12 protein-coding genes are annotated in these 12,481 nt (G+C 70.8%); 4 read left to right on the forward strand and 8 right to left on the reverse strand.

The window, feature by feature from the left end:
• Positions 1-5 precede the first annotated feature (5 nt).
• The gene (locus AB0K15_RS01935) at positions 6-1,967 is read left to right on the forward strand and encodes an FUSC family protein (protein WP_364044360.1); all 1,962 of its coding nucleotides are present in this window, start codon (positions 6-8) and stop codon (positions 1,965-1,967) included.
• Positions 1,968-1,974: 7 nt separating this feature from the next.
• On the opposite strand, the gene AB0K15_RS01940 is transcribed toward AB0K15_RS01935, so the two are convergent.
• From AB0K15_RS01940 to AB0K15_RS01955, 4 genes are all read right to left on the reverse strand, one after another.
• Positions 1,975-2,199, reverse strand: a complete 225-nt coding sequence (locus AB0K15_RS01940) for an antitoxin (protein WP_364044363.1) — start codon at positions 2,197-2,199, stop codon at positions 1,975-1,977.
• 81 nt (positions 2,200-2,280) lie between these two features.
• Positions 2,281-3,258 (reverse strand): prephenate dehydrogenase, encoded by a 978-nt coding sequence (locus tag AB0K15_RS01945; protein ID WP_364044366.1) that lies wholly within the window; start codon positions 3,256-3,258, stop codon positions 2,281-2,283.
• Between the two features lie 22 nt (positions 3,259-3,280).
• Positions 3,281-5,278 (reverse strand): NADPH-dependent 2,4-dienoyl-CoA reductase, encoded by a 1,998-nt coding sequence (locus AB0K15_RS01950; protein WP_364044369.1) that lies wholly within the window; start codon positions 5,276-5,278, stop codon positions 3,281-3,283.
• A complete protein-coding gene (locus AB0K15_RS01955; RefSeq protein ID WP_364044372.1) occupies positions 5,275-5,838 on the reverse strand; it encodes a PadR family transcriptional regulator in 564 nt (187 codons plus the stop codon). Before AB0K15_RS01955 ends, AB0K15_RS01950 begins: the two co-directional genes overlap by 4 nt.
• A 105-nt stretch (positions 5,839-5,943) precedes the next feature.
• Here AB0K15_RS01955 and AB0K15_RS01960 point away from each other — a divergent pair, with 105 nt between their 5' ends.
• Entirely contained in the window at positions 5,944-6,882 is a 939-nt protein-coding gene (locus tag AB0K15_RS01960) for a patatin family protein (RefSeq protein ID WP_364044375.1), read from the forward strand.
• A gap of 21 nt (positions 6,883-6,903) precedes the next feature.
• On the opposite strand, the gene AB0K15_RS01965 is transcribed toward AB0K15_RS01960, so the two are convergent.
• The 4 genes from AB0K15_RS01965 to AB0K15_RS01980 all read right to left on the reverse strand — a co-directional run bounded on the left by AB0K15_RS01965 (position 6,904) and on the right by AB0K15_RS01980 (position 9,987).
• The gene (locus AB0K15_RS01965; protein WP_364044378.1) at positions 6,904-7,947 is read right to left on the reverse strand and encodes a methyltransferase; all 1,044 of its coding nucleotides are present in this window, start codon (positions 7,945-7,947) and stop codon (positions 6,904-6,906) included.
• A 71-nt stretch (positions 7,948-8,018) separates the two neighbouring features.
• On the reverse strand, positions 8,019-8,489 hold the full coding sequence (locus AB0K15_RS01970; RefSeq protein WP_364044381.1) for a hypothetical protein: 471 nt from the start codon (positions 8,487-8,489) through the stop codon (positions 8,019-8,021).
• Positions 8,490-8,608: 119 nt separating this feature from the next.
• Positions 8,609-9,457: an SAM-dependent methyltransferase gene (locus tag AB0K15_RS01975; RefSeq protein ID WP_364044383.1), complete on the reverse strand. Its 849-nt coding sequence runs from the start codon at positions 9,455-9,457 to the stop codon at positions 8,609-8,611.
• A gap of 56 nt (positions 9,458-9,513) precedes the next feature.
• Positions 9,514-9,987 (reverse strand): MarR family transcriptional regulator, encoded by a 474-nt coding sequence (locus tag AB0K15_RS01980; protein WP_364044386.1) that lies wholly within the window; start codon positions 9,985-9,987, stop codon positions 9,514-9,516.
• A 164-nt stretch (positions 9,988-10,151) separates the two neighbouring features.
• On the opposite strand from AB0K15_RS01980, the gene AB0K15_RS01985 reads away from it, so the two are divergent.
• Both AB0K15_RS01985 and AB0K15_RS01990 read left to right on the forward strand, forming a co-directional pair.
• A complete protein-coding gene (locus tag AB0K15_RS01985) occupies positions 10,152-11,117 on the forward strand; it encodes an alpha/beta hydrolase (RefSeq protein WP_364045346.1) in 966 nt (321 codons plus the stop codon).
• A 152-nt stretch (positions 11,118-11,269) separates the two neighbouring features.
• Positions 11,270-12,481 carry an alpha/beta hydrolase-fold protein gene (locus tag AB0K15_RS01990; protein WP_364044389.1) on the forward strand — a complete coding sequence of 404 codons (1,212 nt, stop codon included), beginning with the start codon at positions 11,270-11,272 and terminating at the stop codon, positions 12,479-12,481.

Consider the following 12,481-nt stretch of genomic DNA (forward strand, 5'->3'; position numbering starts at 1 on the left):
GGTGCGTGAGCCGCCCCGACTTCGCCGCGCCGCACTGGCTGGTCCAGCTCCTCCGCTCGAAACCGGTCCCGGTGCCGTGGAACATGGTCGCCCGCGCGGTCGTCGCGCTCGCCACGCCGCTGGCCGTCGCGTATGCGGCCGGCGACATCGGCGTGGGCGCCCTGATCTCCACCGGCGCGCTGCCCGTCGTGCTGTCGGAGGCCGCCGGGCCGTACCGCTACCGCGCCCGCCGGCTGGGCGGCGCGACGGTCGCGGCCGCCGCCGGCTACCTCGTCGGCCTGCTCACGGGCGGGATGCCGGCGTGGTCGATCCCGGCGATCGTGGTGATCGCGGCCGTCTCCGCGTTGATCAGCGCGGCCGGCAGCAACGCGTCGGTGGCGGCGCTGCAGATGTTCGTCTTCTGCGTGCTCGGCACGGCGCAGCACGCGACGGGCCTGAAGGTCGAAGAGCTGTTCGGCTACTTCTGCCTCGGCGCGGCCTGGAGCCTGTTCGTGGCGCTGGTGACGTGGACGGTCCGTGGCACGAGCCCAGAACGCACTGCCGTCGCGCAGGTCTACATCGAGCTCGCCGCGATGCTGTCGGCCACCGACGAGCCGACGTCGCGCGTCGCCCGCAACCAGCTCACCACGGCCATGAACACCGCGTACGACCGCCTGCTCACCGCGCGCTCGTGGCTCTCGGGCCGCGACGCCGCGTACCGCCAGCTGCTGAACCAGCTCTCCGCCACCACACCGGCCGTCGAGGCGTCCGTCGCGATGGTCAACGCCGGGCACCGGCCGCCGCCCGAGGTCATCGACTACCTCACCGGAGCGGCCGCGTCCGTGCTCGCGACCCAGCCGCTGCCCGCGCCGCCGCCGATGCCCGAGGACGACCTCGATCCGGTCGAGTCCGCCCTCTACGCCGGCCTCGCCCGTATCGAGAAGGGCGACGACCGGCAGCGACGTGCGCCCGCCTCGCCGTACCAGCGTCTTCGCGAGTGGTTCGGCTCGCTCGCCTCGGGCCCGCTGACGTGGCTGGTCGCCCTGCGGCTCACGGTGTGCGTGGCGGTGGCCGAGGTCGTGGCTCTGCTGGTGCCGTTCGAACGCTCGTACTGGATCACGCTCACGGTCGGCGTGGTGCTGAAACCCGACTTCGGCTCGGTCTTCGGCCGGGCGGTGCTGCGCGGCATGGGCACGATCGCGGGCGTCGGCATCGGCGCCATCGTGCTCGCCATCGGCGCGCGCGGCTGGGTGCTGGTGGTGCTGATCGCCCTGTTCGCGGGCGGCGCCGCGATCGGGAAGGTGCGCAACTACGGCATGCTCGGCACCTTCGTGACGCCGCTGATCATCCTGCAGATGGACCTCGCCCAGACGGGCAGCTGGTCGGTCGTCCTCGCGCGGTTGCTGGACACCGTCACCGGCTGCGTGATCGTGCTGCTCATCGGCTACCTGCTCTGGCCCGGCTCCCGCCGTCCCCGGGTCGGCGGCCGGCTGGCGGACAGCTTCGACACCGTCGCGGCCTACGTCCGAGCCGCCCTCGTCCTCAACTCGACGCCCGAAGCGCGGCTGGCCCGTTCGCGCTCGCGCCGCGCAGCCTACCGCGCGCTCGCGGACCTGCGCACGGCGTTCCAGCAGGTGATCGTGGAGCCCTCACCCGCGGGCCGGCACGCCGTGGCGTGGTGGCCGGTGATCGCCGGGCTCGAACGCGTGGCGGACGCGGTCACCGAGGTCTCCGTGACGCTCGGCCGCGGCGTGCCGGCCCCGTCACCCGCGGAGATCGCGCTGGTCACCGACGCCTTGGCCGAGCTCGCGGCGGCCGTGCGCGAGCAGCGTGAGCCGGAGTCCGTGCCCCTGCCGGACAGCGCGCAGCTCGCCGGCGTCGTGGACCAGCTCGGCTCGACGTTCGACGCGGTGCGCGGTCCGGACCTCGTGGAAACCACCCCGCCGCGGCTGGTGCGCCGGTTCCTGCCCTACCACCGGCGCACCTGACCGACCACTACTGCTGCGGAGGCTGCTGCCCCTCGTCGGGCTTGCCGGTGCCGGCGAGCTTGCCGAGGAAGTCCTTGGCCTTCTCGACGCCACCGTCGATCTGCGAGTCGTGGCCGCTCGTCTTGGACTTGGCGAACCCGGCTGCCTTGTCGAGGCCCTGCTCGATCTTGTCGCTGTTGTCCCGCAGCGCCTCGGTGGCTTTGTTCTTGAGCTCGTCGAAGTTGATGCCCATGTTCGCTCCCCAATCCCGGTGTTGAGACGCTCTCATCGTCACACAACGGACGCCCCCGGCAACTCCGGCGAAATCCCTGGGTCAGTTGACTTCCCCGATGGCCACGCCGTCCTCCAGCGCGGTGATCCGGCCACCTCGTTCGCCGAGGCCGATCAGCGCTTCGCGCGCGTCCGGGGCGGACAGCGTGATGCGGACGCCTGAGCGGGCGGCGTCGTGGGCGGTGGAGTAGGCGAGGGCGCCTTCGTGGCCGGCCTTGATGGTGGCGGCCAGGCCGCCGGTGGAGGCGAGAGAGCCGCGGGCGGCGCCGAGGCGGCCGAGGGCCTCGTCGACGATGGGCAGGAGCGCGTCACGGTTGCCTTCGGTCATGGCGCGCACCAGTTCGGGGCTGGAGCCGGCCACGCGAGTGCCGTCGCGGTACGAGCCGGCGGCCAGCGACATCGCGAGCGGGCCACCCTGGGCGCCGATGGTGGCGAGGATCGCGGCGAACAGGTGGGGCAGGTGCGAGATCCGCGCGACGGTCTCGTCGTGCGAGTCGGCGGGCAGTGGCACCGCGACCGCGCCGACGTCGAGGACCAGGCGCGTCACCTCGGCCCACGCCTCGAGGTCGGTGTCCTCCTCGACGCCGACCACCCACGCCGCGCCCTCGAACAGCGAAGCGTTGCCCGCGAGCCAGCCCGACTCCGCCGTGCCCGCCATCGGGTGCCCGCCGACGTAGCGCGTGTACGGCGCGCGCCGGCGCACGGCGTCGAGCATCGGGCCCTTGACGCTCACCACGTCGGTGAGCACGCAGTGCGGCGCGTGCTGCGCGACCAGCCGCAGCAGGTTCTCGACGGCCGGCAGCGGCACGGCGAGCACGATCAGCGCCTCGGTCGACTCCGCCCGGTGCAGGGCGGCTTCCACGTCGGTGGTCACGTCGTAGCCGGCGCGGCTGGCAGCGTCGGCGTCCACTTCGGACACCGCGGCGCCCCACGTGGTCCTGCCGCCGGCGGCGCTCGCGCGCAGCAGCGACCCGCCGATGAGCCCGAGTCCGATCACGCACACATCTCGCACGGGCCTCATCCTGCCAGTGGCCGCAACCCGGCTACAGCGTGGCCGCCAGGCGCGTGCCCTGGTCGATGGCGCGTTTCGCGTCCAGCTCGGCCGCCACGTCGGCGCCGCCGATGAGGTGCACCGGGGTCGAGCCCAGCGCGTTCGCCAGGTCTCGCACGGGCTCCTGACCGGCGCAGACCACGACCGTGTCCACCTCCAGCAGCCGAGGCTTCCCGTCGACGGTGATGTGCAGCCCGGCGTCGTCCACGCGCTCGTAGGTGACGCCGGAGATCCGCTCCACGCCCTTCGCCTTCAGCGCCGCCCGGTGCACCCAGCCCGACGTCTTGCCCAGCGCCGCCCCGATCGGCGTCTTCTTGCGTTGCAGCAGGTAGACGGTCCGCGGCGACGGCTCGGGCCGCGCCACGCCGAGGCCGCCGGGGGCGAGCGCGGGATCCGTGACACCCCATTCCGCCAGCCATTCGTCGCGGGTCAAGGTCGACGACGTGAGGAACTCGCTCACGTCCACCCCGATCCCGCCGGCCCCGATCACCGCGACCCGCGACCCGGCCGCGGCACCGCCCCGCACGACGTCCACGTAGGACACCACCTTCGGGTGGTCGATCCCGTCGAGCGCCGGCACCCGCGGCACGACGCCCGTGGCCAGCACGACCTCGTCGAACCCGGTCAGATCCTCGGCCGCGGCCCGCCGTCCGAGGTGCACCTTCACGCCCGTGACCTCCAGCCGCCGCGCGTAGTAGCGGATGGTCTCGGCGAACTCCTCCTTGCCCGGGATCCGCCGCGCGATACCGAACTGGCCGCCGATCTCGTCGGCCGCCTCGAACAGCTCGACGCGGTGGCCGCGCTCGCCCAGCGCCGTCGCCACCGCGAGCCCGGCCGGCCCGGCGCCGACCACGGCGACGTGCTTCGCGCGTCGAGCCGGCGACAGCACCAGCGTCGTCTCGTGGCCGGCGCGCGGGTTGACCAGGCACGACACGGGTTTGCGGCTGAACGCGTGGTCGAGGCAGGCCTGGTTGCACGCGATGCAGGTGTTGATCTCGTCGTCGCGGCCTTCCTCCGCCTTGCGCACCCATGCCGGGTCGGCGAGGAACGGCCGCGCCAGCGACACGAGATCCGCGTCGCCGCGTGCCAGCACCTCTTCGGCGACCTGCGGCATGTTGATGCGGTTCGAGGTGACCACCGGGATCGACACGTGCGGCTTGAGCTTCCCGGTCACCCACGTGAACGCGGCGCGGGGCACGGACGTCACGATCGTCGGCACCCGCGCCTCGTGCCAGCCGATGCCGGTGTTGATGATCGTCGCGCCGGCGGCTTCGACGTCGCGGGCCAGCGCCACGACGTCGTCCCAGCTCTGCCCCCGTGCGACGAGGTCGAGCATCGAGAGCCGGTAGATGATGATGAAGTCCGGGCCCACCTTTTCGCGCGTGCGCCGCACGATCTCCACGGCGAACCGGCGCCGCTTCTCCGCCGAGCCGCCCCAGCCGTCGGTGCGCTGGTTGGTGCGCTCGGCCAGGAACTGGTTGATCAGGTAACCCTCGGAGCCCATGATCTCGACGCCGTCGTACCCGGCCTCGCGGGCGAGCGCGGCGCAGTCGGCGAACGCGCGGATCGTCCGCTGGACGCCGTAGCCGGTGAGCGCGCGCGGGCGGAACGGGTTGATCGGCGCCTTGCGGCTCGAGGCCGAGACGCTCAGCGGGTGGTAGGAGTAGCGGCCCGCGTGCAGGATCTGCAGTGCGATCTTGCCGCCGGCCTCGTGCACGGGCGCGGTGAGCTGCCGGTGCTCTTTCGCTTCCGCCGTGGTCGAAAGCTTCGAGGCGAGCGGCAGCAGCCACCCCGTGCGGTTCGGCGCGAACCCGCCCGTGACGATCAGGCCGACGCCACCGCGGGCGCGCTCGGCGTAGTACTCCGCGAGCTGCGGGAAGTGGGCCGCGCGGTCTTCGAGGCCGGTGTGCATCGAGCCCATGAGCACGCGGTTGCGCAGGGTCGTGAAGCCGAGGTCGAGGGGGTCGAGCAGGTGGGGGTAGGGCGTCATCGGGCGTCCTTCTCGGTCGGCGGCGCTGGGTTGGTTCGCAGTGCGGTGAGGACCTCGTCGAACCACTCGACCTGGCCTTCTTCGGCCCGGATGCCGCCGCGCAGCACGAGGTACTGGTGCAACGCGCGGCCGTGGAGCCCGGCGGGTGAGGGGAAGTCGCGTTTCTCGATCTGGCGGTAGGCGTCGAGACGTTCGGCGTGGGCTCGGCGATGCCGGGACAGCTCCTCGGCGACGGCTTGCTCGTCGCCGAACGACGCCCCGCGGAGCTTCACCGCCAGCTCCTGCGGCCCGGCTGACGCGTCGGGCTCCGCGAGCCACCGCCGCAGCTCGGCGCGCCCGGTTTCGCTGACGGTGTGCACCTTCTTGGCCGGCCGCCCGTCCTGCGCGACGGTCTCGACGGCCACCCAGCCGGCCTCTTCCATCCGTTTGAGCACACGGTAGATCTGCTGGTGGGTGGCGCTCCAGAACAGGCCGATGGACTTCTCGAAGCGGCGGGCGAGCTCGTAGCCCGAACCCGCGCGTTCGGACAGCGAGACGAGGATCGCGTGCTCCAGTGCCATGGCGCTCAGGGTGCTATGCAACTAGGTGCAGTGCAACCCGGTGCAACGCAGGTCACCCGGCAGGGTGGGGCAAATCGGGTCGACGAATGGCGTGAACCGGCCAGGATGGACACCGTGCACCCGGTTCTGGAACTGATCAACGAGCGGCTGGCGTCGGGCAGCGTGCCGGGGGAGCGGAGTGACGACCGCCGCCTCGTGCTCGCGATCGAAGGGGGCAGCAGCCGCGGCACGTATTCGAGCGGCATGGTCCTCGCCCTGGACGAGATGGGCGCGACGCCTGCGTTCGACGCCGTCTACGGCTCGTCGGCCGGAGCTCTGAACGCCGCGTGGCTGCTCTGCGGACGCTCCCAGACGGGCGTGCGCACCTGGTGGAACCCCACGGTGATGCGCCGGATCATCAACCCGCTCCAAGCCCTGCGCGGCAAGTCCGTGATCGACCTGGACTACCTCGTGCACCAGGTCTATTCGGTGCTGGAGCCCATGGACTTCCCGGCCATCCTCGCCAACCCCGTCACGTTCCACCCCTTGGCGACCGACGCGGAGACCGGCGAGTCCACCGACCTGCACCCGTTCATCGCCGAGGTCGACGACATCAAGACGGCCCTCGCGGCCTCGTCGTGCATGCCCGTCCTCGCCGGCCCCCCGATCGCGATGGGCGGCCGTCGCTTTGTCGACGCCGGCGTGGCGGAGCCGCTGCCCTTTCGGACCGCTCTGGCCCAAGGCGCCACGGATGTGCTGGTCCTGCGCACCCGCCGGTCGGACGAGGTGCCCGCCCCGCCGCCGCGGGTGCAGGACGTCGTCGTACCCCGGTTCCTGCGCCGCCACGCCCCGGGCACGATCAACGCCTGGCGCGAGCAGTACGCCCACGACCTCGACGACGAACGCCTGCTGCGCGAAGACCCGCGCCTGGCGAGCATCCGGCCCCCCGCCGGCTCCCCGGCCGTCGGAGCGCTGGAACGCGACCCCGCCGTCCTGCGGCGGGCGGTGGAGCTGGGCCGGGAAGCGGTGTACAGCGCGTTGGAACAGTTGAGGGAAGCTTCCTGAGGCCCAGCTCCGGCTCGTGCGTCAGATCGCGATCAGCTCCTGGATGACGTGAGCCGTGTGGGTCTGCTGCTGCGAGACCCGCTGCCAGCCGGTTTTCGCGTACAGTGCGTCGAACTCGGACAGATCACGTTCCTGACCGTTGGTCACGGCAAGCATGTTCAGGTCCAGCATCGCCGCGAGCCCGGGTTCGCCGATCGGATCGAGCACCGTCTCCACGACGAACGCCCGCGCCCCCGGTTTGGCCGAGGTCCGGCAGTTGTGCAGGATCCGGACGCAGTCGTCGTCGTCCCAGTCGTGCAGGATCATTTTCAGCAAGTACACCTCGGCTTGCGGCACCTCGACGAAGAAGTCGCCGCCCACCGCGGTGAACCGGTCCGTGAGGGCCGCGTCGCGCGCCGCCTGCTCGGCCCCGGGCACGACGTTCGGCCGGTCGAGCACGATGCCGTGCAGCTCCGGGTTGGTCCGCATCAGTGTCAGGACGAGCGCGCCGTTCGCGCCGCCGACGTCGACCGCGCTGGTCACCCCGGTCAGGTCGATCATCGGCGAGACGTCCTCGGTGATCATGCCGGTCGCGTTCGACATGGCCGCGGCGAACAGCGCGCCTTCTTCGGGATGGTCGGCGAAGTAGTCGAACGACGTGGCGCCCTCGGGCAGTCCCAAGGCCGCCGGGGCCTGGGTGCGACCGTGCCGGATGGCTTCGGGAAACTGGCTCCACGCCTGCCAGTGGAACGGCGCGCTCGTCACGAGCGCGATGTCGCGCATCGAGCCGGGAACCCCGGCCCGCAGCAGCGAGCCGAACTCCGTCACGGTGAACTTGCCGTCGGCGTAGCCGAGGACGCCGATCCCGGCAGCCGCGCGCATCAGCCGGAACGTGGCCGACGGGTCGATGTGCTCGAGGTCGGCGACCTCGGCAGACGTGGTCGCGCCGTCGGCCAAATGATCGACGATCCGCAGGTCGCAGAGGGCGCGCATCGTCTGGGACATCCACAAGCCGGTGATCATCCCGAGCATCTTGTTGGTGTTGGCGACCATTCGGGCGGGGTCGAACGGGGTTGCTTCGGTCATCTCGGCCAGGTCTCCTCGGTGGGGCTTCAACGGAGCGGACTGTGCCGACACGCAGGGCGCGCGAGTTTGGTTCAAACTCTCGCGATATTGGTGGCCCTCGACTGGACCACCAGCCGCTGCGCACCCAGCGACACCGCGAGGTACAGCAGGATCGACGCACTGCCAAGGCCCTTGGCCGGGCTGTTCGCGTCGATCACGAAGTCCAGTCCGATGTGGATGGCGATGGCGACCACCCACAGGGCCACGGTGAGCCAGGTGCCCTGGCGCCAGAGCTGGTCGTCGGCGCGCCAGAGCCGCACCGTGTAGGCGCGGACGAGGCCGAAGAGCGCCGCGACGACCAGGCTGCCGATGAGCAGCAGCACGGCGGGCGTGCCCGGCGTGCCGCCCTTGAAGAAGGACGCGAGGGACACGACGCCGAGCACGGCGAGGATGAGCAGGACGGTCGGTTTGCGGTCTTCGCGCACGAGGCGTTTCTGCGTCTGTCGCCAACACAGCCACGCCAGCACGACGAGTCCGATGAGGATGTTGACGGTGTTGCTCACGATGGTCCCCTCCAGGCAGAACTCAAGGTGAGCACCAGCTTGGCGGGCGGCGGGCCGGGAAGCGTCAAACCCAGGGTTGATCCCGGGTCGGTTTCACCCGGCCGAGGCGGCGAAAACGGTCACAGCGACGGTTTCCGCGCCACCCCGCCGATCACGCGCGACTCCGAAGGCGCCTTCGCGAACACCGTGTTGCGGTCCGGGTGCCACGCCGGCGCGTAGACGAGACCGGGCTCCAGCAGCGGCCATCCGCCGAAGAACCGGGAAAACTCCGCCATGGTCCGCAAGACGCCGGGGTTGGTCGTGGACTCGTAGTACTCCAGCAGGTCGGCCAGCGCCTGGCGTTCGTCGTCGTCGACGGGGTTCTCGTTGGTCATCTGTGAGAGCACCAGCAGCGAACCGGGCGCGACGCGTTCGCGGTAGAAGGACAGGATCCCGTCGGGGTCCTGGTCGTCCTTGATGAAGTGCAGCACCGCGTTCACGATCAGCGCGACGGGCTCGCGCACGTCGATCACGTCCGAGTCCATCACGCGCTCCCACAGCTCTTCCGGCTGCAGCAGGTCCGCGGCGATGGCCTGGTGGCGATCCTCGTCGGCGGTGTCGGCGAGCAGGATCTGCGAATGGGCGAGCGCGACCGGCTCGTTGTCGATGTAGAGCACGTGCACGTCGTTGCCGGGCCGCTCGGCGTCGGCGACCTCGTGGACGTTGCCGGCCGTCGGCAGGCCCGAGCCGATGTCCACGAACTGCCGGATCCCGGCGCGCACGCACTGGCGCACGGCGCGGCCGAGGAACTGCCGGCTGGTCATGCAGTAGTCGCCCATGAGCGGCAGCCGCGCGCGCACCTTCTCGGCGAACTCGCGGTCGATGGCCCAGTTCGTCGTGCCGCCGATGAAGTAGTCGTAGATCCGGGCCGCGGACGGCCGGTCCAGGCTGCCTTCGATGGCGCGCAGGGCTTCGTCTCGTTCGATCATCGCCGTCCTCACCGCTCGATTCGCGCCCATGCTAACCACGGTGCGCGCCAAGCGGATCAGGTCGTGGGGAGGGCGTCCCGATAGGCGTTCACGGATTCCGTCAATTGGTCCATCGAAGTGCGCAGCCGGACGATCGTGTCGAGGTCGAAGCCCAGCGCACGGCCGATGTGCGGTGGGATCCGCTCGGCCTGCTCGCGCAGCGCCTCGCCTTGGTCGGTCAGCATGATGCGCACGGAACGCTCGTCGTCGGCCTGGCGCTCGCGCGTGACGAGGCCGGCCTTTTCCAGGCGCTTCAACAGCGGTGACAACGTGCCCGAGTCGAGGTTCAGCGCGGCGCCGAGCTCCTTCACCTGCTGTGCGTCGTGCTCCCACAGCGCCAGCATCACGAGGTACTGCGGGTACGTGAGGTCGAGCGGTTCGAGCAGCGTCCGGTAGAGCGACGTGACCGCGCGCGACGCCGAGTAGAGCCCGAAGCAGAGCTGGTCGTCGAGCAGGAGCGAGCCCTTCTCGCCGAGATCCTGGCTGGTCATGGCTACCTCCTCCGCAAGGTGTAACTCTCGATGATCCCCGAAATATGCCCGAACGAGCAACTCAAGTGCCTTAGATCGCATTGGCCTCAGTTTAGTTGTGCACAATTTAGTTGCATACTATCTTTGTGGAGATCGACAACGGACACCGCCTGGAGGAGACCGAGATGACCACCGCGAACCCGCAGAACATCGCCCTCGAACCCGCCGCACAGGCGTTCTCCGAGGCCACGGCGGCGCCCCCGTTCCTGTTCGAGCTCCCGCCGGCCGAAAGCCGCAAGGTAGTGGACGGCGTGCAGGACGGCCCCGTCGAGATGCCGCCCGCCGACATCGAGGTGGTCCGGGTGCCGGGTGGTCCGAACGGTGAAGTCGAGGTCCGCGTCGTCAAGCCGCAGGGCGTGACCGGTTCCCTGCCGACCCTCGTGTACGTCCACGGTGGCGGCTGGGTTTTCGGCGGCTTCCACTCCTACCAGCGCTTGGTCCGCGAGCTCGCGGTCGGCACCGGCGCGGCCGTGCTCTTCCCCGAGTACAGCCTTTCGCCCGAGGCGCGCTACCCCGTCGCGATCGAGGAGAGCTACGCGGTCGCGAAGTGGGCTGTCGAGCACGGCGCCGAGGAGGGGCTCGACACGTCGCGCGTCGCCATCGCCGGTGACTCCGTGGGCGGGAACATGACCGCGGCCCTGACCATCATGGCCAAGCAGCGCGGCGACGTGCGTTTCCTGCAGCAGGTGCTCTTCTACCCGGTCACCGACGCGAACTTCGACACCGAGTCCTACCGCCTGTTCGCCACGGGCTACTTCCTGCAGCGCGACGACATGAAGTGGTTCTGGGACCAGTACACGACCGACGAGGCGCGGCGCGCCGAGATCACCGCGTCGCCGCTGCGCGCGTCGCTCGAAGACCTGGCCAACCTGCCGGCGGCACTCGTGATCACCGGCGAGGCCGACGCGCTTCGCGATGAAGGCGAGGCGTACGCGGCGAAGCTGCGTCAGGCGGGCGTCGCCGTGACGGCCGCGCGCTACAGCGGTGCCATCCACGGCTTCGTGATGCTCAACGCGCTGCGCGAGACCGGGGCCGCCGACGCCGCGATCAAGCAGGCGATCAGCGTCCTCCGTACCGCGTTCGAGGCCTGAAACCGCAGCTGAGACGCCCGGCGGGCTACCCTTTTGATCTTGTGACGGCGCTCACCTGATCACAACGGGGGTGGCCCGCCGAACGTTTCTTGTACAGGGGTTTGTGCAGCGGGTTCGATCTTCCGGACACGCGCCGGAGGAGGGGGTTCCCCGTGCACCTGAGCAGCATCCGGCTGGACTCACCGGTCGAAGTGATCGTGATCGGTGTGCTGGCCGTGCTCGCGGTCGTGGCCGTCCCGTGGTTCTGGGATCGGTGGCGCAAGCGCAAGCAGCTCGGGCGCAGTGCCACCGTGCTCACGGCCGTGGCGCTGGTCGTGGTGAGCGTTTCGCTGGTGGGCAACCTCATCGGCGGCTTTTTCCCCACGCTCGGCTCGTTGCTCGGCACGGGCGTGTACGCGGCCGAAAGCGTCGACGCCGAGGCCGGCGACAACGGCGCGGACCTCGACAAGATGCGCGACCTCGGCGTGGTGCACGCGCGCGAGGGCAAGGGGACCGTGCTGCACATGAAGGTCACGGGCCGGCGCACCGGGCTGGTGCGCGACGTCGCCGTGTACCTGCCGCCGCAGTACTTCCAGCCGGCCTACCGCTCGCTGAAGTTCCCGGCGATCGAGTGGATCCCGAACTACCCGTCGGGCCCCGAGGTCGCCACGAGCGGCTACCACCTGCCCGAACAGCTCGACGCGGCGATCGCCAAGCACGTGCTGCCGCCCACCGTCGTCGTGATCCCCGATCCGACCGGCGTGCCGAAGGTCGGCCACGACACCGAGTGCGTCGACGAGGTCGGCGGCACCCCCAACGACACCTACCTCTCCGCCGACGTCCGCGAGTGGGCCATCGGCCGCCTCGGCCTCAACTCGGCGCGCGGCGCCTGGACCATCGCGGGCTGGTCCTCGGGCGGCTACTGCGCCATGAACCTCGTGACGCGCCACCCGCAGTGGTTCGCGCAGGCCGTCAGCGTCAGCGGCTACGACCGCGCCCAGGTGGACTCCGAGACCGAAGACCTCTTCCACGGCCGCCGCGACATCGACGACGCCAACAACGTCCGCGTGAACGTGCGCCTGCATCCGTCCCCTGTGGACATCCTCGCGATCTCGGGGGACAAGGAGAACTACGAGAGCTTCGCCATCGACCAGATCCGCGCCGCCGCCCAAGCCCCGGTCCGCTTCTCCTCGTGGCGAATCCCGGACGCGGGGCACAACATGAACACCTTCAAGTCACAGCTGCCCGACGTCCTGGCCTGGATCGGCGCGCGCACCCCCGCGCCCTCCGCGGCCGGCCGGCCGACCGACGTCAGCGGGGGCGTACGGCCGTGGCCGCTCCCGCTGTCGGGCGCGCGGGGCGCGCTGTCGGCGACCGACGAGTGA

The sequence above is a fragment of the Amycolatopsis sp. NPDC049253 genome (assembly GCF_040678995.1).
Taxonomy (GTDB): domain Bacteria; phylum Actinomycetota; class Actinomycetes; order Mycobacteriales; family Pseudonocardiaceae; genus Amycolatopsis.

What these genes read in the sequence shown, in the direction of transcription:
- AB0K15_RS01940 (WP_364044363.1), bottom strand. Translation starts at nt 2,199, where the DNA reads ATGGGCATCAACTTCGACGAGCTCAAGAACAAAGCCACCGAGGCGCTG.
- AB0K15_RS01945 (WP_364044366.1), bottom strand. Translation starts at nt 3,258, where the DNA reads ATGAGGCCCGTGCGAGATGTGTGCGTGATCGGACTCGGGCTCATCGGC.
- AB0K15_RS01950 (WP_364044369.1), bottom strand. Translation starts at nt 5,278, where the DNA reads ATGACGCCCTACCCCCACCTGCTCGACCCCCTCGACCTCGGCTTCACG.
- AB0K15_RS01955 (WP_364044372.1), bottom strand. Translation starts at nt 5,838, where the DNA reads ATGGCACTGGAGCACGCGATCCTCGTCTCGCTGTCCGAACGCGCGGGT.
- AB0K15_RS01960 (WP_364044375.1), top strand. Translation starts at nt 5,944, where the DNA reads ATGGACACCGTGCACCCGGTTCTGGAACTGATCAACGAGCGGCTGGCG.
- AB0K15_RS01965 (WP_364044378.1), bottom strand. Translation starts at nt 7,947, where the DNA reads ATGACCGAAGCAACCCCGTTCGACCCCGCCCGAATGGTCGCCAACACC.
- AB0K15_RS01975 (WP_364044383.1), bottom strand. Translation starts at nt 9,457, where the DNA reads ATGATCGAACGAGACGAAGCCCTGCGCGCCATCGAAGGCAGCCTGGAC.
- AB0K15_RS01980 (WP_364044386.1), bottom strand. Translation starts at nt 9,987, where the DNA reads ATGACCAGCCAGGATCTCGGCGAGAAGGGCTCGCTCCTGCTCGACGAC.
- AB0K15_RS01985 (WP_364045346.1), top strand. Translation starts at nt 10,152, where the DNA reads ATGACCACCGCGAACCCGCAGAACATCGCCCTCGAACCCGCCGCACAG.